This window comes from Galbibacter sp., assembly GCF_035306585.1.
Taxonomy (GTDB): domain Bacteria; phylum Bacteroidota; class Bacteroidia; order Flavobacteriales; family Flavobacteriaceae; genus Galbibacter.
Map to the genome: position 1 here is coordinate 13,604 of NZ_DATGNU010000044.1, position 21,705 is coordinate 35,308.

At 38.2% G+C, this 21,705-nt stretch carries 21 protein-coding genes; 11 read left to right on the plus strand and 10 right to left on the minus strand.

Annotated features, from left to right (window positions below; genetic code table 11):
• From moaA to VKY50_RS04785, 3 genes are all read right to left on the minus strand, one after another.
• Nucleotides 1-984, minus strand: a complete 984-nt coding sequence (gene moaA / locus VKY50_RS04775; protein WP_324299401.1) for a GTP 3',8-cyclase MoaA — start codon at nt 982-984, stop codon at nt 1-3.
• Between the two features lie 55 nt (nt 985-1,039).
• The gene (locus VKY50_RS04780; RefSeq protein ID WP_324299403.1) at nt 1,040-1,279 is read right to left on the minus strand and encodes a MoaD/ThiS family protein; all 240 of its coding nucleotides are present in this window, start codon (nt 1,277-1,279) and stop codon (nt 1,040-1,042) included.
• Between the two features lie 97 nt (nt 1,280-1,376).
• Nucleotides 1,377-2,156: an HAD-IIA family hydrolase gene (locus VKY50_RS04785; protein WP_324299405.1), complete on the minus strand. Its 780-nt coding sequence runs from the start codon at nt 2,154-2,156 to the stop codon at nt 1,377-1,379.
• A 133-nt stretch (nt 2,157-2,289) separates the two neighbouring features.
• On the opposite strand from VKY50_RS04785, the gene VKY50_RS04790 reads away from it, so the two are divergent.
• From VKY50_RS04790 to VKY50_RS04840, 11 genes are all read left to right on the plus strand, one after another.
• The gene (locus VKY50_RS04790) at nt 2,290-2,625 is read left to right on the plus strand and encodes an arsenosugar biosynthesis-associated peroxidase-like protein (protein ID WP_324299407.1); all 336 of its coding nucleotides are present in this window, start codon (nt 2,290-2,292) and stop codon (nt 2,623-2,625) included.
• A 30-nt stretch (nt 2,626-2,655) separates the two neighbouring features.
• Nucleotides 2,656-3,711, plus strand: a complete 1,056-nt coding sequence (gene arsS / locus VKY50_RS04795) for an arsenosugar biosynthesis radical SAM (seleno)protein ArsS (protein WP_324299409.1) — start codon at nt 2,656-2,658, stop codon at nt 3,709-3,711.
• A 9-nt stretch (nt 3,712-3,720) separates the two neighbouring features.
• On the plus strand, nt 3,721-4,329 hold the full coding sequence (locus VKY50_RS04800; protein ID WP_324299411.1) for a TIGR04282 family arsenosugar biosynthesis glycosyltransferase: 609 nt from the start codon (nt 3,721-3,723) through the stop codon (nt 4,327-4,329).
• A 2-nt stretch (nt 4,330-4,331) separates the two neighbouring features.
• Entirely contained in the window at nt 4,332-5,162 is an 831-nt protein-coding gene (locus VKY50_RS04805) for a purine-nucleoside phosphorylase (RefSeq protein WP_324299413.1), read from the plus strand.
• A 52-nt stretch (nt 5,163-5,214) separates the two neighbouring features.
• On the plus strand, nt 5,215-6,114 hold the full coding sequence (locus tag VKY50_RS04810; RefSeq protein WP_324299415.1) for a sterol desaturase family protein: 900 nt from the start codon (nt 5,215-5,217) through the stop codon (nt 6,112-6,114).
• A gap of 29 nt (nt 6,115-6,143) precedes the next feature.
• Nucleotides 6,144-6,686 carry a ClpP family protease gene (locus tag VKY50_RS04815; RefSeq protein WP_324299417.1) on the plus strand — a complete coding sequence of 181 codons (543 nt, stop codon included), beginning with the start codon at nt 6,144-6,146 and terminating at the stop codon, nt 6,684-6,686.
• 182 nt (nt 6,687-6,868) lie between these two features.
• On the plus strand, nt 6,869-8,182 hold the full coding sequence (locus tag VKY50_RS04820; protein ID WP_324299419.1) for an NAD(P)/FAD-dependent oxidoreductase: 1,314 nt from the start codon (nt 6,869-6,871) through the stop codon (nt 8,180-8,182).
• Entirely contained in the window at nt 8,160-9,755 is a 1,596-nt protein-coding gene (locus VKY50_RS04825) for a 4Fe-4S binding protein (protein WP_324299421.1), read from the plus strand. The genes VKY50_RS04820 and VKY50_RS04825 overlap by 23 nt, the downstream gene beginning before the upstream one ends.
• Nucleotides 9,756-9,825: 70 nt before the next feature.
• Nucleotides 9,826-10,518, plus strand: coding sequence for a glycosyltransferase family 2 protein (locus tag VKY50_RS04830; RefSeq protein WP_324299423.1), 693 nt, complete (start codon nt 9,826-9,828; stop codon nt 10,516-10,518).
• Nucleotides 10,515-11,999, plus strand: coding sequence for a cellulose synthase family protein (locus VKY50_RS04835; protein ID WP_324299425.1), 1,485 nt, complete (start codon nt 10,515-10,517; stop codon nt 11,997-11,999). The genes VKY50_RS04830 and VKY50_RS04835 overlap by 4 nt, the downstream gene beginning before the upstream one ends.
• Nucleotides 12,000-12,038: 39 nt before the next feature.
• Nucleotides 12,039-13,394: an MptA/MptB family glycosyltransferase gene (locus tag VKY50_RS04840; RefSeq protein WP_324299427.1), complete on the plus strand. Its 1,356-nt coding sequence runs from the start codon at nt 12,039-12,041 to the stop codon at nt 13,392-13,394.
• Nucleotides 13,395-13,684: 290 nt separating this feature from the next.
• Here VKY50_RS04840 and VKY50_RS04845 read toward each other — a convergent pair whose 3' ends face one another.
• The 7 genes from VKY50_RS04845 to VKY50_RS04875 form a co-directional block, all read right to left on the minus strand.
• The gene (locus VKY50_RS04845) at nt 13,685-14,560 is read right to left on the minus strand and encodes a pseudouridine synthase (protein ID WP_324299429.1); all 876 of its coding nucleotides are present in this window, start codon (nt 14,558-14,560) and stop codon (nt 13,685-13,687) included.
• A gap of 107 nt (nt 14,561-14,667) precedes the next feature.
• Nucleotides 14,668-15,573 carry a geranylgeranylglycerol-phosphate geranylgeranyltransferase gene (locus VKY50_RS04850; RefSeq protein WP_324299500.1) on the minus strand — a complete coding sequence of 302 codons (906 nt, stop codon included), beginning with the start codon at nt 15,571-15,573 and terminating at the stop codon, nt 14,668-14,670.
• A gap of 15 nt (nt 15,574-15,588) precedes the next feature.
• The gene (locus tag VKY50_RS04855) at nt 15,589-16,527 is read right to left on the minus strand and encodes a mevalonate kinase family protein (RefSeq protein ID WP_324299431.1); all 939 of its coding nucleotides are present in this window, start codon (nt 16,525-16,527) and stop codon (nt 15,589-15,591) included.
• 29 nt (nt 16,528-16,556) lie between these two features.
• Nucleotides 16,557-17,639, minus strand: a complete 1,083-nt coding sequence (locus VKY50_RS04860; RefSeq protein ID WP_324299433.1) for a diphosphomevalonate decarboxylase — start codon at nt 17,637-17,639, stop codon at nt 16,557-16,559.
• Nucleotides 17,640-17,727: 88 nt separating this feature from the next.
• A complete protein-coding gene (locus VKY50_RS04865; RefSeq protein WP_324299435.1) occupies nt 17,728-18,990 on the minus strand; it encodes a BaiN/RdsA family NAD(P)/FAD-dependent oxidoreductase in 1,263 nt (420 codons plus the stop codon).
• 20 nt (nt 18,991-19,010) lie between these two features.
• Nucleotides 19,011-19,772 carry a glycerophosphodiester phosphodiesterase gene (locus VKY50_RS04870; RefSeq protein ID WP_324299437.1) on the minus strand — a complete coding sequence of 254 codons (762 nt, stop codon included), beginning with the start codon at nt 19,770-19,772 and terminating at the stop codon, nt 19,011-19,013.
• Nucleotides 19,773-19,802: 30 nt separating this feature from the next.
• Nucleotides 19,803-21,689: an alpha-amylase family protein gene (locus VKY50_RS04875; RefSeq protein ID WP_414652294.1), complete on the minus strand. Its 1,887-nt coding sequence runs from the start codon at nt 21,687-21,689 to the stop codon at nt 19,803-19,805.
• Between the last annotated feature and the right edge of the window lie 16 nt (nt 21,690-21,705).

Here is a 21,705-nt window from a genome sequence, read left to right on the forward strand (position 1 = left end):
TTACCCCCCTATCGAGGTCATTGAATTTTTAAACACATCCTTATAGCGCTGTTGCTCCTCAAATCCAGTTTTGGATCTACTACCAATGGCTCTTTCGATTTCAGTGCTAATTTTTTCGTTACAATTCTCTGATCTCAAAAGTGCGCGAATGTTCATTCGTGGTTTTCCATATAAACAAGTTATCACATCTCCCGTGGCAGAAATCCTCAAACGATTACAACTGCCACAAAAGGTGCGCGAAAAAGAAGGAATAATTCCGAAAGTACCGATGTGACCAGGAATTTTATAATTTATGGCCGTGGAAGTTAATGGTGATTTTAATTCTTCAATACCGTCGAAACGCTCCGAAATATACTTATAGATTGCTTTATAGTCCCATCGAATTTTATGAAATGATTTGACCCCTCCATTAAAGGGCATTTCTTCTAAAAATCGAACGGAAACATTATGGTATTTGGTAAGTTCTAATAGGGGGACTATTTCTTGTTCGTTTTGGCCCTCCAAGACAATACAGTTGATACGAAGTTTAAAGTTTTGCTCGATAAGTCGGAGCATATTCTCATAAACGATATCGAATTGATTTCTTCTTGTTATACGCTCAAAAGTTTCTTTGGTCACCGCATCCATACTTAGATTGACATCTTTAATACCCAAAGCTGCAAGCTCCTCTATATAAGGTCCTATAAGGGTGGCATTGGTAGTTACAGAAATCTCCTTGAGCCCATCTAAGGTTGTCAAATGTCTGAAAAGACCCATAATATCCTTACGGACAAAGGGCTCTCCACCTGTTAGTCTTATTTTATCAATACCTTGATCGACCATAATACTACTAAGCTGGCATAACTCCTCTATAGTAAATACCTCAGAGCGTTTGGCAAAATCAATTCCCTCGGCCGGCATGCAATAATTGCAACGTAAATTACAGCGATCGGTAATGGCCAATCGTAAATAATTGATGACTCTGTTATGGTTATCTATCAGCATAATTCTCTTCTACTTTACCTACTAGTTGACTAATTCTAAGCCTTGGTTTGTCTGATCATCCTCCACTTACAGGTGGAATCAGTGCGAGCTCATCGGAGGAACCAATCAAAACATCCTCCTTGGCATAAACGCTGTTTACTGCCACTCCCAAGGATGACAAACGACTTAGATCAGGATATTTTTGTTTTAAATAGGCCTTTAATTCACCGACGTCTTTAATATTTTCACTTGTGGGAATAATCAAGACATCCTGATTTATTATTTCTTTTGTAATACCAAAGAGTAATACTTGCATAATGTTTGTAATTTTCCAGTTCGAACACCCTGAGTATAAATTAGACAAATCTACCAAAATTCTATTGGCACATAGGACTATTTAACATCCCTAATAGTTACTTTAATTCAAGCACTTTATTTAAGTCTAATTCCGCCACTGATTTTATAATCATATCTGGTTTAAAGGCGTAGTTATTTAATTCTGCCTTTTTGGATACCCCGGACAGGGTTAAAATAGTGGTATACCCTAGTTGGATTCCTCCTAAAATATCGGTATCCATGGTATCGCCAATGATAATGGTTTCTTTGGCTTCCATTCCCAGGTACTTTCTAGCCGAACGCATCATCACTGGGCTTGGTTTGCCAACAGAAAATGCCTTCTTATTGGTCGCCTCTTCGATCATGGCTACAATAGCCTTAATCCCTAGATTGGACCAACCTTGTTTCATGGGCGAAGGATCGAGATTCGTCGCAATTAATTTCGAACCTGAGAGAATCATATCCACCGCATTATTAACCATTTCCAAAGTGAAATTCCTACCCTCACCGACCACCACAAAATCTGGATTTTGATTCACCAAGGTGTATCCATGTTGATGAAGACTCGTTATTAGTCCTCCTTCACCAAGTACGTATGCAGTACCGTTAGGATTCATAAATGACAAAAAATAGGCTGTAGCCATGGCACTAGTATATACGTTTTCTTCAGTTATATCAATCCCCATTCTAGCGACTTTATTTACAGTATCAAGGGGCGTGCGTTGGGAATTATTTGTCATAAACAAAAATGGAATCTTTTCCTCTTGCAGGGTTTTGATAAACGTATCTGCTCCTGGAATTAAGGTGTCATTTTCATAGATAACCCCGTCCATGTCTATTAGAAATCCTTTCTTCATAATTTTTTCTTTCTTTATCTTTACTAGTGAATCTCTAAATTACAACTTAAAAATTAGCTATGTAAATAAATAGGGGCAAATCACATTACTGAGATAGCATATTTAATAATTTAACATTACAAACTTATATTTCATGGAAAAAACATATTATAGGCCAGAAGATTTAAGAAAGTTCTCAAACATCACGCAATGGAGTGAAGAACTTGGCAATAAATTCTTTGATTATTATGGAAAGGTTTTTGAAGAAGGCGCATTAAGTGCTCGAGAAAAATCGTTAATTGCACTTGCAGTGGCACATGTAGTAAAGTGTCCCTATTGTATCGATGCCTATACCAAAGATGGATTACAACGCGGTATTACCAAAGAAGAAATGATGGAAGCGGTCCATGCAGGGGCCGCCATTGAAAGTGGCGCAACGCTCGTACACGGGGTTCAGATGATGAATAAATATGAAAAGCTCTCTATGTAATGAAGAGTGATAAAAAATTTATAAAGATAAATGTCTATACAATCTTTACACAAAAGAGCAAATGCACTAGCGAAGTCACAACCACAATTAGAACTGTTATCTGAGGGGATTTTTGCCGATGGAAGTCTTCCTAAGTTTAAAGATAAGCTCAGTGAATTGGACCAGTTTCCAATAAGGCCGAAATCGCTGGAAATTTTACAGATTAATCTTGGTTATATGTGCAACCAAGTCTGTTCACATTGTCATGTGGATGCTGGTCCAGATCGTAAAGAAATCATGACTCGGCAAACCATGGAGCAATGTTTAGCCGTTGTACAATCCACTGGAATTCACACCTTGGATTTAACAGGTGGAGCCCCAGAGATGAATCCCGACTTTCGATGGTTTGTACAACAAGCCTCCCAAATGGGAATTAAAGATTTTATTGTTCGAAGTAATCTAACCATTATTGAGGCTAATAAAAAGTACCAGGACCTCCCAGAATTTTTTAAAGCTCATAACATTCATGTGGTTTCTTCCATGCCCCATTGGACTATGGATAAAACCGATAAACAAAGAGGAAAGGGTGTTTTTAATAAATCCATTTCAGCTTTAAAAAAGCTTAATGAAGTAGGCTATGGACTAAAGAATAGTGCGCTAAAACTCGATTTAGTGTACAATCCTTCGGGAGCGTTTTTACCAGGTGATCAAAGTGCCATGGAGGCTGATTTTAAAAAAATGCTGTACCGAGATTTCAAGATTGAATTTCACAGGCTTTTTGCGCTGACGAATTTACCTATTTCAAGGTATCTGGATTATTTAGTAGCTTCGGAGAATTACGAAGATTATATGTACGCGTTGGTGGAGGCTTTTAATCCAAAGGCGATAATGGACCTCATGTGTACCAACACCCTATCAGTGGGATGGGATGGTTGGTTATACGACTGTGATTTTAATCAAATGCTCGAGCTAAAGGTCGATTGTAAATCACAGCACATCTCCGAGTTCAACCTCCAGGAGTTGAACAATAGATCGGTCGTCTGCTCTCAGCATTGTTATGGGTGCACCGCGGGTGCGGGTAGTAGCTGTCAGGGAAGTATTATTTAAATTTTTATAATGGATAAGGACACCTTACTAATTATTTTTACTCGTAATCCCGTTTTAGGTCAAGTTAAAACCCGACTAGCTAAAAAAATTGGTGCTGAAAAAGCCCTGGAAGTCTATCATATTTTGTTGAGAAAAACAGCTTCTGTCACTGCATTGATCCAAACGGACAAATGGGTGTATTACACCCCGGAAGTCATAGAGGACGATCTGTGGAGCGGCCCTAATTACAGCAAAAAAACACAAAAAGGTGAAGATTTAGGGCAGCGAATGGAAAATGCTTTTAAAGATGGGTTTAAAGCTGGATACAAAAGAGTAGTGGTTATCGGAAGCGATTTATATGAATTAACTCCAGAGGATATAACAATGGCATTTAAAAAGCTAACAGATCACAAGGTGGTACTTGGCCCAGCTACCGATGGCGGATACTACTTGATAGGGCTAAAAGAGATCCTCCCTGGATTGTTTGAAAATAAGAATTGGGGACAAAATTCGGTTTTAAAAGACACCTTATCGCATTTTAAAGATCAAGAGGTAGCTTTGTTGCATAGGTATAATGACATTGATATTTACCAGGACTTAGAGCAACACTCGGTATTTCAAAAATATTTAAACTATTAAAAATGATTCAAGAACAACTAAATGAGACATCACAATATTTAATTAAAAAAGGATTTGATGCTCCTGAGATCGGAATAGTCCTAGGAACAGGATTAGGAAAACTTGCAGATGAGCTTAAAGACCCTATTGTGGCGCATTACAACCACATCCCACACTTCCCATTAGCCACGGTAGAGTTTCATAGCGGCAAGCTGATTTTTGGCCAAATAGAAGGAGTTAAAACTGTTGTGATGCAGGGAAGGTTTCACCTCTATGAAGGGTATGATTTCAAACATATCACCTACCCAATTCGGGTGATGCATAGTCTTGGAATTAAAAAACTATTAATTTCCAACGCTGCTGGTTCCATTAATTTGGACCTTAAAAAAGGGATGCTAATGCTCATCGATGATCACATTAATTTACAAGGTGGTTCCCCACTGGCCTTCAAGGAGGTATCCCTTTTTGGAGAACGTTTTGTTGACATGAGTCAACCCTATAACCAAGAACTTTCAACGGCTCTATTGAATGCTGCTAAAAAAGAAGGAATCACCCTTAAAAAAGGGGTCTATGCTTCGGTAATAGGACCTCAACTAGAGACCAGAGCGGAATATCGATATTTAAAACTAATCGGGGCCGATGCAGTAGGAATGAGCACCGTCCCTGAAGTGATTGTGGCCAACCATTTAAATCTACCTGTTGCCGCAATATCTGTTATTACTGATGAAGGAGATCCCGACAACTTACAACCAGTAAGCGTCAGTGAGATCATTAAAATAGCGGAAGAGGCAGAACCTAAAATGATGCGATTATTCAAGGAGGTTATTAAGGGGATTGGAAGTAGGTCGCTTTAAAATTAGTGGTGACAAAATTTCTTAATTTTTCGGTTGTTTTGATAGCATTTCAATGAAGAAGTATTTTGATATTTTCTACAATTCGTATTCAGAGTATTTTAACTACTTGATCTCTGAAATCGCCAGTTTTCACTGGGACAACTATTTTTATGGCTTGCTGGTAATTTCTCTTGGAGTGTGGGCATTAGAGCTTCTTTTTCCCTGGCGAAAAAATCAAAAAGTATTTCGAAAGGATTTCTGGTTAGACCTATTCTATTTGTTTTTCAATTTTTTCCTGCTGAATTTAATGGTACTCATTGCACTATCAAATACAGTGGAGGCCATTTTCATTGATTTACTCGGCAGTTTTGGGGTTTCCTTAGCGCATCTTCAATTATTTGATTTATCCCATTTGCCATGGTGGTTATCCCTCATTATTTTCTTTTTAATCACGGATTTTGTTCAATGGGCTACCCATTTAGGATTGCACCGAATTCCGTTTTTATGGAATTTTCATAAAATTCATCATTCGGTCAAAGAAATGGGATTTGCTGCGCATTTTAGATACCATTGGATGGAGCCAGTACTCTACAACTCCATGCTTTACATACCGGTTGCGTTAATTGGAGGATTTCAGGTAGAGGCTGTAGCACTGGTGCATTTTTTCAATATTGCTATTGGCCATTTAAATCATGCAAATATCGGTTGGGACTACGGGCCATTTAAATACCTGTTAAACAACCCAAAAATGCACATTTGGCATCACAGTAAAAAAATGCCCAATTCCTATGGAGTGAATTTTGGCATCACCTTAAGCCTGTGGGATTACCTCTTTAGAACTAACTATATTCCTTATAGCGGAAGAGATATCGAACTTGGATTTAGAGGTGAAGAAGAAATCCCCGAAGATTTTATCCAACAGGAATTCTATCCATTTCACAAGAAAAAACAAGGAGATTTGAATGCAAATTAAGTATATTTGGTCTGGAAAAATTGGAAACTATGGCAAAAACAAAGATTCAAGATAAAATTGATGCTGCACATCTAGAGAAGCGCACTGTATTTTTATGGGGGCAGGTAGATGATAAATCAGCCAAACATGTAGTAGATCGTCTGATGTATTTGGACAGTTTAAATAATGAAGAAATTAAACTTATCATTAATAGTCCAGGTGGTTATGTTACCTCTGGATTTGCAATACACGACGCAATGAAGGCTATAAAAAGTCCTGTATCAACAATCTGTACGGGATTTGCAGCCTCTATGGGCTCGATCCTTTTATCTGCCGGAGAAAAAGGAAAAAGATTTATTTATCCTTTTGCTCGCGTCATGATTCATCAACCTAGTGGAGGAGCGCGAGGACAGGCTTCTAATATTGAGATTCAAGCCAGAGAAATTATCAAAACAAAAGAGATAAGTGCTCAAATTCTAGCAGATAATTGTGGGCAGCCCTTTGAAAAAGTTATGAAGGACTTTAACCGTGACTACTGGATGGATGCTGATGAATCTCTTGAATACGGTATCATTGATGGTATTTTAAAATAATACCCAGCATAAAATAAGACGCATATCTATAAAAGTGCCAGCCGAGCGGTTGGCATTTTTTAGTTTATGATCCAAAGTAGTTTATTACAAAATTTAAGCTACCCAAAATGAATGTCTCTTCAAGGTTATTCTTGATGAAGTTCTTATATTGCAGAGAATGCTTTGTCCTACAATACATTAAAATGAGACATATTGTAATTATTGGAAATGGAATCTCGGGCATCACCGCAGCACGCCATCTTAGAAAGTTAGGTGACTTTAAAATCACGGTCATCTCGAGTGAATCGAACTATTTTTTCTCTAGAACAGCGCTGATGTATGTCTATATGGGACATCTGACATTTGATCAAATCAAACCTTATGAAGATTGGTTTTGGAAAAAGAACAACATTGACCTTTTAAAGCGCCGTGTGATCACCTTAATGACAAAGCAGAAACAACTAGTTCTAGATGATCAGTCTGTTATAACCTTTGACCAACTAATTATCGCAACAGGGTCTAAGCCCGCTTATTACAATTGGCCAGGAAGTGATTTAAAGGGTGTACAGGGATTTTACTCCAAAGAGGATCTCGAATTGCTACAAACCAATGCACCCAACAACAAACGTTGTAAAAAGGCCGTAATCGTTGGAGGAGGTCTTATCGGAGTTGAACTCGCAGAAATGTTGCATTCTAGGGAAATTGAGGTCACTATTTTAGTCAGAGAAGAGGTCTATTGGGGAAACATACTTACAAAACAGCAGGGGACACTCATTGGGAGGCATATTGAATCCAAAGGAATCGAACTGAAATTCAATTCGACGCTACAAGAAGTCATTGCTGATTCCAATGGTCGAGTGGCTTCTATCAACACCACTGAAGGAGAGTCAATTGCGTGTGATTTTGTAGGTCTTAGTACTGGTGTTGTGCCCAATGTTGACTTTTTAAAGTCAAGTGAGCTTGAGGTAGATAGCGGCGTATTAGTAGATGAGGTCTTACAAACCAATATCCCTTACATTTATGCCATTGGTGATTGTGCACAACGGCGAGTGAGTTTACCCAATCGAAAAGCTATCGAAGCCGTGTGGTACACGGGAAGGATAATGGGTGAAACAGTTGCCAAAACAATTGCTGGGGTAAGGACCCCTTACCAACCTGGGGTATGGTTTAATTCTGCTAAGTTTTTTGATGTTGAATACCAAACCTATGGCAAGGTAAGTGCGCATTGTTCCAGCGCTGAAAACCATCTCTACTGGGAAGAGGACGCTGGCAGAAAAAGCATCACCCTAGCCTATGACAAGAACACTTCTGAATTACTAGGTATTACCGCACTTGGCATTCGTTTAAGTCATCCCCTTGCGGATCATTGGATCTCAGAAAAAAAGGATATTACCTTTGTCATTGACAATTTGCCAAAACTAAATTTTGACCCTGAGTTTTATCCTAAAGTTATAAAGCGAGCAGCCATTAAATTTAAAGAACAAATCCAGCACGATGAAGTCAAAAGTAACACATAGCATGGCCCTATCTGGAGAACCTCCTATTGGAATTAACGCCCTCCAAAAACTCGCTGTTTTAATTGGAGTTTTCGGTATGATAATCTTGTTTTTAGCCGCTTTTAATTTAAGCTTTCCGAATAAATCAACCTGGCTTTCACTAGCTTTAATATCGATCACATCTGGTATTGTATTGTATAGCTATGGATATTATAACGATAAATCAGCAGGTATTAAAAATGACGGTGTTTGGTTGCGATCTTTAACCTCAAGAGGGCTCTACGCATGGATTTTAGGTATTTGCATCACAGGGTTTTACATTATTCTGTATTTTTTCCCACAGTACTTGGGACTTCGCTATCAGGGTTCGAATACTGGCCTGATTGCGCTATTTGATCCTTTGAGCAGGTTATTAAGTGGTAGTCCAGCTAGTCAGTGGTTCGTTTATGGGACATTATATACGCTTTCCATATTGGCCTTTGGGGTAAAATTTATTTGGAAGTACTGGGGTAACAGTTATCAAGTGATTCGTACCCTCAGTGTCATGTTTTTTCAACTCTGTTTTGCCTTTATGATTCCAGAACTTATGGCGCGGCTCAATGGTGAAAAAGGATACAATCTTCCTTACTATGATATTAAAAACATTTGGCCCTTAAACTATTATAATTTCGATCAATATCGAATCGATGGCTTTATTAATTCCGGGGATCTTGGATTAGCTTTATTGATTTTTGGTATTGCCTCTATTGTTATAATCACCCCAATATTCACTTACTTCTATGGAAAACGTTGGTATTGTTCCTGGGTTTGCGGATGTGGCGGACTAGCAGAGACCACTGGCGACGCCTTTAGACACTTATCAGACAAGAGGTTGGTGGCATGGAAATGGGAGCGTTGGATGGTACACAGCGTCTTAGTATTTAGCATCTTGATGACCACCGCTGTGGTTCACAGTTATTTAACCTATGATGCCGAAAAGTACTGGCTAAATAAAGATGTATTTCTTATTTGCGTAGCTGTGGTACTCACGATTGTTTTTGCCCTTATTTGGCGATATCGAAAAGAGCAGCTCAAGCAAGATGCACGTTATGGAGCTATTGGTTTTTTATCAGTGATCGTAGGGCTAATTGGTATTCATTTTATTTTTGGAAACAATGTTTTTATATTTAATCCAGAATCCATAAGAAGCACCTATGCTTTTTTAATTGGTTCGATCTTCTCTGGAGTTATTGGAACAGGGTTTTATCCTATTTTTGGAAATAGAGTGTGGTGTAGATTTGGTTGCCCTATGGCTGCTATCTTAGGGCTACAGCAGCGGTTGTTTTCTAGATTTAGAATATCTACAAATGGCGGCCAATGTATCTCCTGTGGAAACTGTTCCACTTATTGTGAGATGGGAATTGATGTGAGATCCTATGCTCAAAAAGGGGAGAATATCATCAGAGCTTCTTGTGTAGGATGCGGGATATGTTCTTCCGTCTGCCCTAGAGGAGTCCTCAAGCTAGAGAACGGACCTTTAAAAGGAAGGATAGGTAAAACTATCATAGCCAAGGAAGATGATTTTGATCTAGTTGATCTTAGTAAAATAAATTAAAAGCAGCTTCCAAGCGATCGTTAAATGTGTTGCAAGTATATTTGCCCCAAGTGTCAAAGATCTTTTTTAAATGCACGTAATAAATGTAATCATTCCTGCTTATAATGAGGAGGCTTCCATCGGATTGGTCATAGGGGATATTCCAGCTATAGTCAATCAAGTAATTGTGGTTAATAACAATTCCTCTGATAACACCGCCCAGGTTGCTCAAAGCGCTGGAGCAACAGTTTTAACAGAAAAAAGCAAGGGCTATGGCTATGCTTGTTTAAAGGCAATGGACTATATTAAAAACCAAGAAATTAAACCAGACGTCATCGTTTTCATGGATGGGGATTACTCCGACTATCCAGAGGAGCTCATGAGCGTGATCGCCCCGATTATTGACAAGGATATTGATTTGGTTATTGGGACCAGATCCGCCGTGGGAAGGGCAAAAAATTCGATGACGCCTCAACAACTTTTTGGGAATTGGCTAGCGACATCTCTGATGAGGTTGTTTTTTAATGCCACTTATACCGACTTAGGCCCATTTAGAGCAATCAAGTATTCTAAACTATTGGCTTTAGAAATGCAAGACAAAACCTATGGCTGGACCGTAGAAATGCAACTAAAGGTATTAAAAAAGAAATTTTCCTACACGGAAGTTCCTGTAAAATACCGAGAGCGTATTGGTGTATCTAAGGTATCTGGCACGGTAAAGGGCACGGTGATGGCGGGGATTAAAATATTAGGTTGGATCTTCAAATACAGTATGAAAAAATGATAGAAATCCTTTCTTATATAGTCTTTGGAATTTATCTTTTGGCACTGCTACTAATTCTCTTCTATAGTCTAACACAACTAAATTTACTGATAAATTATCTAAGATCCAGAAAGGAACCTATCCAGGCTGAAGTTTTTGATCTCGATGACCCTTCACAAATCCCTGTAGTGACCATACAGCTCCCGATTTATAATGAGGCATACGTGGTGGAACGTTTATTAGACAATATTGTAAAACTGGATTATCCATGGGATAAACTTGAGATTCAGGTGCTAGATGATTCTACAGACAGTTCCATCTTAAAAACAGTCCATAAGATTCAACAACTTCAAGAAAAAGGACTTGATATCACCCATATTCGGCGTGATAACAGGACTGGGTTTAAAGCTGGGGCCCTAAAGGAAGGCCTAGCTATTTGCAAAGGAGAATATATTGCCATATTTGATGCTGATTTTCTACCTAAATCGGACTGGCTTAAAAAGACTGTACCTTATTTTAAAGACCAACATATTGGTGTTGTACAAACCAGGTGGGGCCACATTAACCGGGATTATTCTATTCTTACCAAAATTCAAGCCTTTGCCCTGGACATACATTTTACCATTGAACAAGGCGGTAGAAGTGTTCGTGGACATTTTATCAATTTTAATGGCACAGCAGGTATTTGGCGTAAGTCTTGTATTTTGGACGCTGGAAATTGGGAAGGTGACACCCTAACTGAAGATCTGGATTTAAGCTATAGAGCTCAGCTTAGGCACTGGAGATTTAAATATCTAGAACAGGTGGAAACACCTGCAGAACTTCCAGTGGTGCTCAGCGCAGCTAAAAGCCAACAGTTTCGTTGGAACAAAGGCGGTGCAGAGAATTTCAGAAAGAGTTTGCCAAAGCTATTAAATTCAAAAAATATACCATTGAAAACGAAAATTCATGGGCTGCTGCACCTTTTAAACAGCTCTATGTTTCTATGTGCTTTTTTAGTAGCGGTTCTTAGTGTTCCTGTGTTATATCTTAAACAACGACCTACATTTGCTAATTGGATCTTTGATATTAGCGTTGTCTTTCTTCTTAGCACGTTAATTTTGTTTGTATGCTATTGGTTTACTTATAAGCAACTCAGAGGTAGTAAGGTCAAAAATTTTTTAAGTTACTGCGCTCTATTTATTACATTTTTTACCGTATTACTGGGCTTTACCTTTCACAATAGTCTTGCCGTGGTTCAGGGTCATGCTGGAAAGAAAACGGACTTTGTACGAACCCCAAAATTCAACATCAATTCCCTCAAAGACCAGTGGAAAGGAAATAGGTATCTCTCAAATAATATTTCAAAAAAGGTCATTTTAGAAGCCTTCCTGTTATTGTATTTTTTATTTGGTATCTGTAGTGCATTTATATTAAAGGATTATAGCTTGCTACCATTTCATATCATGTTGTTTTTAGGGTTTAGTTTTGTACTTTACCACACTATTAATTATAAATCCTAGCCATTGCACTATTTAAAGGCTCATAAATTTTCGATTTTATTGATCATTTCCAGCTTGCTTTTTTATGGAGGGTTTGCTTATGATTTACAGCGAAATGACACCATAAAATTAATTAGTTTATACGCCGGGCTATTCTTTCTATTCTATAAAATCCTCCAGATAGAAAAATTCAATTTTAAATTACTAGTGTGCTTTGGCGTATTATCTAGGCTGGTTTTTATGATCGCCATTCCAAATCTTTCTCAAGACTTCTATCGCTTTCTATGGGATGGTCAGCTCATCCTTAATGGAATCAACCCATTTCTATACACACCAGATGAATTAATGGCCGCAGGCGAGGTTTTATTTCCTACCGCTAAAGAGCTCTATCAAGGCATGGGAAGCTTAAGTGCTGGCCACTACAGTAATTACCCACCTGTAAGCCAACTCTTTTATTTTCTAAGCGCATTTTTTGGCCAGGACAATCTATTGGGAAGTGTTATTTTTCTGCGTCTTGTAATTATTGCAGCTGACATTGGTGTGCTTCTTATGGCCAGAAATGTTTTGACACTATTGGGCCGAGAAAAGCACCAAGCCTTTTGGTATTTTATAAATCCTTTCATCTGTATTGAACTTACTGGAAATTTACATTTTGAAGGGGTCATGATTTTTTTCTTTCTCCTAGCCTTATACCTTTTATTAAAAGAAAAATGGGTGGGGTCTGCGGTTTCAATTGGCATATCCATTGCCACCAAACTCATTCCTTTATTGCTGCTACCCATATTGTTTCGTTGGCTGAGTGTAAGTACCAGTGGTGATCAACTCACCTCAGAGAGAAAGACAAAAACAGAATTACATTGGAATTTAATAAAGCCTGTAAGCTATTATGTACTTGCTATAATTGTAGCCATTGCCACTTTCATACCATTTCTCTCTGATGAACTTAAAGATAACTACCTACACACCATTGGATTATGGTTTAATAGTTTCGAGTTTAACGCGAGCTTTTACTACCTCATCAGAGAAATCGGATTTTGGTACAAAGGATATAACATTATAGCATTAGCTGGCTTGAAAATGGCAGTAGTCGTGGTGGTATTTATCCTCCTTCTAAGCTTGCTAAGGAAAAATGAGAAACCCAGAACCCTTACAGCAAGCCTTTTATTTGGAGTTTCTTTTTATTTGTTTTTCACCACGACCTTACATCCTTGGTATGTGGTCACCCCACTTTTATTAAGTGTCTTTACAAATTATAAATTCCCTGTTGTTTGGAGTTTTATAGTTGTTTTGAGTTATCAGGCCTATGCCAATCCCAATGTTGAAGAGAATCTGTGGGTGCTTTCCATAGAATACGGTATCCTATTTGGTTGTTTTATAAAAGAAGTATATCTCAAACAGCCGATTTGCATTAAGTAGTAGGTATAGTTGTAAGATAAGCTTCCAAAGGACGGGAAACACTATATTCTATAACAACGTAAGATTAATAGAACGTACGTTACCCGAGGTTCTAGCACAAATTTTATTGGAATATAATTCAGGGAAACAAAAAGGTTACTACTAACCAATTAAAGCCTAACAATTACTTAATATAACATTTGTTAGGCTTTATTGTGATAGTTTATAAGATACCTCTAGCGAAATCTGCAAATCCGGTTTATAAAATAAGCTTTCCATTGCCATAAATGACTGCTGGTATTTTTTTGCCCTTATAACATCTGAAGGTTAATTACCTCCTGCTTCGTAAGATGACGCCATGTTCCTCTTGGAAGATCTTTTTTGGTAAGACCAGCAAAGGCAACCCTATCGAGTTTAATCACCTCATAGCCGAGATGTTCAAAAATACGATGTACAATTTTATTTTTATTACTGTGGATTTTGATGCCAACTTCATTTTTATTTCCTCCTTCGATGGTAGAAACATCTTCCACCCTCACCAATCCATCTTCAAGGGTTAATCCTTCTCTAATGGCATATAAATCCTTAATTTGAACGGTTTTATTTAGGGTGACTTGGTATATTTTCCGGACCTCACGACCACTGTTAGTCAATTTTTTAGCTAGATCACCGTCATTTGTAAAAAGGAGTAAACCTGTAGTACTTCGCCCTAGCCTTCCAACTGGAACAATTCGAGCTTTGGTAGCCTTGGCTACAAGATCCATTACTGTTTTTCGCCCCTTGTCATCACTAGTGGTAGTTAAAAATCCTTTGGGTTTATTGAGAAGAATATACACTTTCTTCTCTGGGTTAATTGCTCGACCATCAAACTTGACCACATCGTTTAGATTAACTCTATATCCCATCTCAGTAATGACCTGGCCATTTACAGTGACATTTCCAGAGGCGATGTAAATATCGGCATCTCTTCGAGAACAAATTCCGCTATTGGCAATGTATTTATTCAACCTGATTTGATCGGGCGAAATTTGGGTCTTCTTAGATTTATGTTGTTTTTGAATCGGGGCGCTTCCGCGAGAATAGCTCACTTTCTTTGGCTGTCCTCCTTGTCTACCAGAGCGTTTCTTATGATCCCCACCCTGTCTTTCAAAACTTTTCCCCTTTTTTGAATTATCTGCTCTGCTCATTTTTAAATTTTCAACAAAGATATGTTAATTCTAATCAATTATTAAAAAACATCTCCAATCACTTAAGCCGCTACATAGAAGTATTCGATGCATTAAGACAGTAGGTTTCAGCTAATTCGGTGTAATACCAGATTAATATCGATTAAAAGAATACTCAATACACCAGAGATGATGATAAACTTAAGAATATTGTGAAGTACTACGTAATGTGTTTTAGTGGATGATCGCCATAAAATAAATAAGAATACCAACATAAGAAATACACAAGCATAAAAGAATAAGTGCATATATCCTACCTCAAATCTGGCGATAAGAAGATAGGCAGGAACAAAAGACAATAATGTAAACAAGGTAATAATTAACTTAGAACTCTGCTCGCCATACACCACCGCAATGGTCTTGTAATTTTGAGCTAAATCTCCTGTGATATTCTGTAGATCCTTTACCAGCTCTCTAATTAAGATAATTAAAAACAAGAACAAGGCATGAACAAATATGACTAACTCAAAATTCTTATAATAGACGAAAATAGCAAAGAATGGCGCAATAGCTAAGGTCGCTGAAACCAAGTTCCCTAAAAAGGTCACTCGTTTTAATTTATGGGAGTAAAACCATATTCCAAAAATATAGCTGGAGAAAAACACCACTGCCCGAAAAGAAACATAACTGGCGAAAATAACGGACACAAAATTAAGTACAAAGTAAGTGGTTAATTTAAAACGCTGACTTACAATGCGATCAAGCAACGTTTTTCGAGGACGGTTAATAAGGTCCTTTTCAGCATCGTAAAAACTATTGATAATATACCCAGAGGCAATTGCGATGGCAGATGCGGCTACAATACAAAACAGATAAGGATCAAATAAAATTGCGGTTACGGAACTATCAGGTGCAAGAATATAAAGGGAGGTAAGGTACTGCGCAAGTGCGATCACCAAAACATTGTACCCCCTAATTACCGAAAAAAGGCTTAGGAACTTAAGAAGTAAAAGTTTCTGCCTTCGGCTAATTATCATAATGTAAAATTCTTAGAAATTATAAACGACCTCTAGCTTATATCCCTCTAGCGCTTTTCTTGCCTTATCAATATCTTGTGTAAACCCTAGGAAGTAACCTCCTCCACCAGAGCCACAGAGTTTTAAATAATAATCGTTGGTATCGATACCATGCTTCCATAATTTATGAAATTCTGCAGGTATCATCGGTTTAAAATTAGTGAAAACGGTATTTGAAAGTTGTTTTAAATTGCCAAACAAGGATTTCACATCTCCCTTTAAAAAGTCTTCGACACAAGCATCAGTGTGCTTGATAAACTGATCTTTCAACATTTTCCTAAAACCTTCTTGCTTCATACTCTCCATAAAGATCTGAATCATAGGCGCAGTTTCTCCAGTGGTTCCACTATCTAATAAAAACACAGCCCCCTTTCCATCGGTAGTTTGAGATGGAATACCAGTTGGCTGAATGTTATCTTTAGAATGTATTAAAATCGGAAGACTCAAATAGCTATTTAAAGGATCAAGACCCGAGGATTTCCCATGGAAAAATGATTCCATTGCGCCAAAGATTTGTTTTAACTTTAAGAGCTTTTCTCTAGTTAAATTCTCCAGTACAGTAATTTTATCGTGAGCGTACTTATCGTAAATAGCTGCCACTAAAGCACCACTGCTCCCAACACCATACCCCATAGGAATACTACTATCGAAATACATGCCTTTAGCCACATCCTCCTTTAATTGTTTTATATCAAAACTTACTATAGGAGACTCCTCTTGCTGAAGCGAATCTAAGTGTTCGGCAAAACGTCTCAAGCTATCATTTGATTTTTTTGCCTCTGGGGTTAAATCATCACTTAGCTTTAAAGCACCCTTATAAAAGTTATAAGGTATGGACAAGCCTTTGGAATCCTTAATAATCCCATATTCGCCAAAAAGCAAAATCTTTGAATAAAATAGTGGTCCTTTCATGTATGCTCTTATTGCATGGTACTTCTAAATTACAATTTTTTAGCACCAAATCCTATCTGGTCGCAAATATACTGCTCGTTTTTACAATATACAACCAGTTCATTTCTAATAAATTGAATAACAGTCTCTTTTTCTGCCTCAGGGTAGAGCAAATGAACATTCGCTCCTGCATCCAGCGTAAAGCACAAGTTGCTATTGGTCTCAGATCTATATTCCCATACTTTTTCTATAATGCTAAGGGTATTAGGACGAAGCAATAGGTAATAAGGCATAGAACTCATCATAATGGCGTGAAGCATCAAAGCCTCACTCTCCACGACCTTAGTAAATGCTTCTAAGTCTCCTTGCTTTAAAATTTGCAATAGCGCAGATAGATTTTTGTGAGCTTGTTCAAATCGAGCAGTTGCAAAAGGATGCCCATTAACAAGATCGTGCCCAACGGTGCTACTTACCTTTTTCTCCCCGACATCCACAAGTAAAACAGTGTCTTGGTAATTTTTAAAACGATCATGTACCTCACCTTGGTAGTTGACTCCATAAAGATTAGTGCTCTGAGGTATTTCTTGGTGCTTCCCAAAAACCATTAAAGGTCCTTGGGTGCTTCTACATGCACTTCCCGAACCTAAGCGAGCCAAAAAGGACGCCTTCTTATAGAAATACTCCTGATCCATATCGGAAACCAAGGTTTTCTCCATGCTCATAAAACAAAGTGCCAAAGCACTCATCCCACTGGCAGAAGATGCTATACCACTACTGTGAGGAAACGAATTGGTCGTCTGAATTTTAAAATGATAGGAATCGACAAAAGACAAATAAGGTTGAACTCTTTTGAAAAATGTTTCAATCTTCGGCGCAAAATCAGGTTTTGGCTTTCCATCCAATAACACCTCAAAACTAAATTCCTTCTCCAATTGAACTTTAGGACTTACCTGAACCCGGGTTTTGGTATGGCATTTATCCAAGGTAAAACTTATGGACGGGTTTGCAGGGATCTGAATTTCTTTCTTTCCCCAATATTTTATAAGAGCGATATTGCTCGGAGATTGCCATCCAAAGTCTACCTCTTCCAACTGGTCAGTGTAAGGCTTAGAAATAAAATCTTTATAAATCATGTGTCAATTACAGTTTAGGCAAAGATACGCTAAAGTGTGAACGTGGCTGCAAGTTTTACATATCCAAAAAGTACTTCAAAAGATTTAACTAGTTACTTAACTTCTTAGAAATGGCGCTAGCAACAATAAAGCCTCCCGTCCAAGCGTTTTGAAAGTTAAAACCTCCTGTTATAGCATCTATATCTAAAACCTCACCTGCCAAATAAAGTGAATCGCACACTTTACTCTCATAGGTTTTGAAATTAATATCTTTTAAATCCACTCCTCCTGCTGTTACGAATTCTTCTTTAAAAGTGCTCTTTCCACTGACACTGAATTGGCATTGAGTGAGCTGCTGGGCTAAATGCCTTAATTGAATTTTACGTATATCAGCCCATTTCATTTCTTTTAAAACGCCTATGGCTTCAAGTAATTTCAGCCAAAGACGTTTTGGAAGATCAAATGGTCTGGTGTTATAAACATGCTTTTTAGCAAATTCCTGTTTTAATTCAGTTAAATGCAATACCATAGCCTCCAAGGTATATTGGGGCAACCAATTTACACGAATTTTAAATTGGTAGTTCATTTGATGGAGCGCTCGTGCACCCCAGGCGGATAATTTTAAAATTGCAGGGCCACTCATCCCCCAATGGGTAATTAGTAAAGGTCCACTGGAGGTAGATGCACTAGAGACTTCCAAATCAATCGGTTCCCCAGCCTGATTAAGCAGACTAACCTTGGCCTCTGTGGAGAGTCCCATAAGGCCTTGAATTCTGTGGTCTTTTATATTAAACGTAAAGAGCGAAGGCACTGCCGTTACCAGTTTATGACCCATATTTTCTAATTGAACCCACATTTTAGGATTACTTCCAGTGGCAATCACCACATGAGCAGCACGATAGTCTCCTTGTGTGGTTTCTAGCGCCCATGGAGTTTCTTTTAGATCCGTTCTGTGGATGGATTTTACTGCGCAACTGGCATGAACCTTCACACCAAGAGTATTGATTTGATCCACAAAACAATCAATGATGGTTTGTGATGAATCACTTTGTGGAAAAACCCTTCCGTCTTCTTCAATCTTAAGAGCCACTCCACATGATTCAAAAAAATCAAAGATGTTGCCACTGCAAAAGCTATGAAAGGGACCTTTTAGTTCACGTTTGCCCCTAGGATAGGCATTTACAAATTCATTGGGATCAAAGATGGCGTGTGTCACATTGCAACGTCCACCTCCAGAAATTTTAACTTTCGTTAATACTTCCTTGCCACGTTCAAGTATTACGATCTTTCGCTCTGGCTGCAATCTAGCCAGTTGTATAGCAGTAAAAAAACCCGCTGCTCCGCCTCCTACAATGATAACGTCAAAATCCATGCAGCAAAATTAGGTTTATTTTATCGGCTTCCCTGAATCCGATCTGGGTAGTCCGTAATGATACCATCCACTTTAAATCTTTTCATAGCATTGATATCGGCCGTATCATTGACAGTCCAGGGATATATTTTAAAATTCTTTTCATGCATACGTTCGACATTCTGAGAATTCAAACTTTTAAAATGAGGATGTATAGCGACCGCATCTAACTTTTCTCCTTCTAAAATAGCACCGTCGATATCTTCGCTTGTCAGAATCCCTATAGGAATCTGTGGACTCAATTCTCTGATGGCCTCCAATTCATCCCACCGAAAACTAGAGATGATAAAATCATTGAGTTTCCAACCTTTTGTATCTATATAATACTGTAAAATATCAAATACTGGTTTGGCTGTCCCAGCTCCTTTGAGCTCTACATTTAAAACTACCCTTGCATCGATCAAATCCAACACTTGCGCTAAGGTAGGTATTTTTACACCTCCTTCTAATGAGAGCGTATCCAAGGTTTCTTTCCTGTAGGCTTCAATAGGTCCTGTTGCCTGAGTCAACCGATCCACCGTTTGATCATGGAAAACAATAATGGATCCATCGGCTATTTTGAAAACATCAATTTCAATGGCATCAGAACCTAGGTCAATTGCTTTCTCAATAGATGGCAGGCTATTTTCTACCACATGACCACGAGCGCCTCTATGGCCTATTATAATGGGATCTTCTTTCATTTCAGTACAGCTTAATACACTCACCATTGCGAGTGTCAATAGTCCTTGTTTTTTTAACATCTTTGAAGTTTTACAGGTGGTACTTCCACATCACTGAATTTCAAAAATAAATGATTGCAATGGATTTATCCTAATTTTTACAGTCCCAATATCATTTCTTAACGTTAATTTGTTACTGCCTCCATAGAGCAAATCCTTCAAAGGGTATTTTGTTTTATCAAGGTTCCAAGTCGCCATAAGATCCTTTGGGAGTTGCAATTCAAACGCATAGGTGTTTTGAGTATCAAAGTTTGAAATCACCACTAATTGTTGATCTTCAGTGTACCTTACAAAGGAATATACATCTTGGTTATAACCAGGGCTATTCTCAATATTATACTCATGAATATCCTTCATATGTCCCATGATCGCAGGCTGACTCTCGGCCACATTGAGCAATCGTTTATAGAAGTCTCGCAATTGCTTTTCCTGTGGGGTGCTTTGTCCACCATCAAATTTTCCTCCATTCATCCATCTTTGATGGTGAGGTACCCCCACATAATCAAAAATAGAAGTCCTACTGGGTTTACCAAAACCAGCATCTTCTGCTCCAGGTTCTCCGACTTCTTGTCCAAAATAAATCATTACAGGCCCCGTAGAGATGGTCGCAAGTACAGTCATCGCTGGTTTGCCTATTTGGGCATCTCCAGCAAACTCAGGACTTGCAATTCGTTGCTCATCATGATTTTCTAAAAAGTAGAGTAAATGAGGTGATATGTCTTTGGAGGCTTTACGCACTTGGGCAATATAACTCGTCTTACCATTGTCTTTCATGATTTGTTTTATAGAATCATACATGGCAACTTTATCATACAAATAATCCATTTTACCCTTATATAGATAATCTCGATATAAGGCCGGGTTATAGACCTCAGCCAGTAAAAATGCATCTGGGTTCTTCATCTTAATAGCGGAATTCATATAACTCCAAAATTCTACAGGGACCATTTCGGCCATATCATATCGAAATCCATCAACCCCCATGGCTATCCAATATAGCGCTATATCTTTGAATTTCACCCACGAATCAGGCACTTGTTTATCTCTCCAAAATTCAAAATGCTTCTGAAAAGGTTCATTTTCATATCCCTTTGGCAAAGAGTCAAACGCTCTTGTACCATCGACAGATATCCCATAATTAACCTTCACAGTTTCATACCAATCATTTTGATCAGGTTGTGATGACCTAGCACCATTACCTGTCCATTTTGCAGGATGCTCCTTAAAACGACCATCAATAAGTGGGTGACTTTCTCCTCCTAAGGGAAGATAACCATCCCTCCATTTAGGCAACTCAAAAGCTTCCCCTGGATTGTAATAGAAATTATTATCCCGCTTGTATTGTACTGTAGTATCATCACTTGTCCCAAAGTCTTCAACACCTTCAGGGGCTGATACACTGTGGTAATTTCTTGCTAGGTGATTTGGAACAATATCGATAATAACTTTCATTCCAGCTTGGTGGGTTCTTTTAAGGAGTTGTTTAAACTCTTCCAACCTATTTGCGGGGTCAGTTGCCAAATCAGGATTGACATTGTAATAATCCTTCACCGCATACGGAGAGCCAGCTCTTCCTTTAACAACTTCTGGGTCATCATTGGTAATGCCATATTTGGTGTAATCACCAACAAGTGCATGATGCGGTATTCCAGTATACCAAATATGAGTAATCCCTAAATCTTTAATTTGCTTTAAGGCCTCCGGGGTGAAGTCTTTAAATTTACCTACGCCATTCTCCTGTTTGGTTCCCCAAGCTTTATTGGTAGTGTTGGTGTTTCCAAATAATCTAGTAAACACCTGATATACTACTTTTTTGGATTCCGTTGGTGTTTGTGCCACAGTAGTACTTTGCTTTTTATCATTGGCTGTTGGTGTACAGCTGATCAAAAACAACATTACCAGAACGGGCAGTGAGATAACCGAAAGTTTCTTCATCATTATTATTACTCCTTTG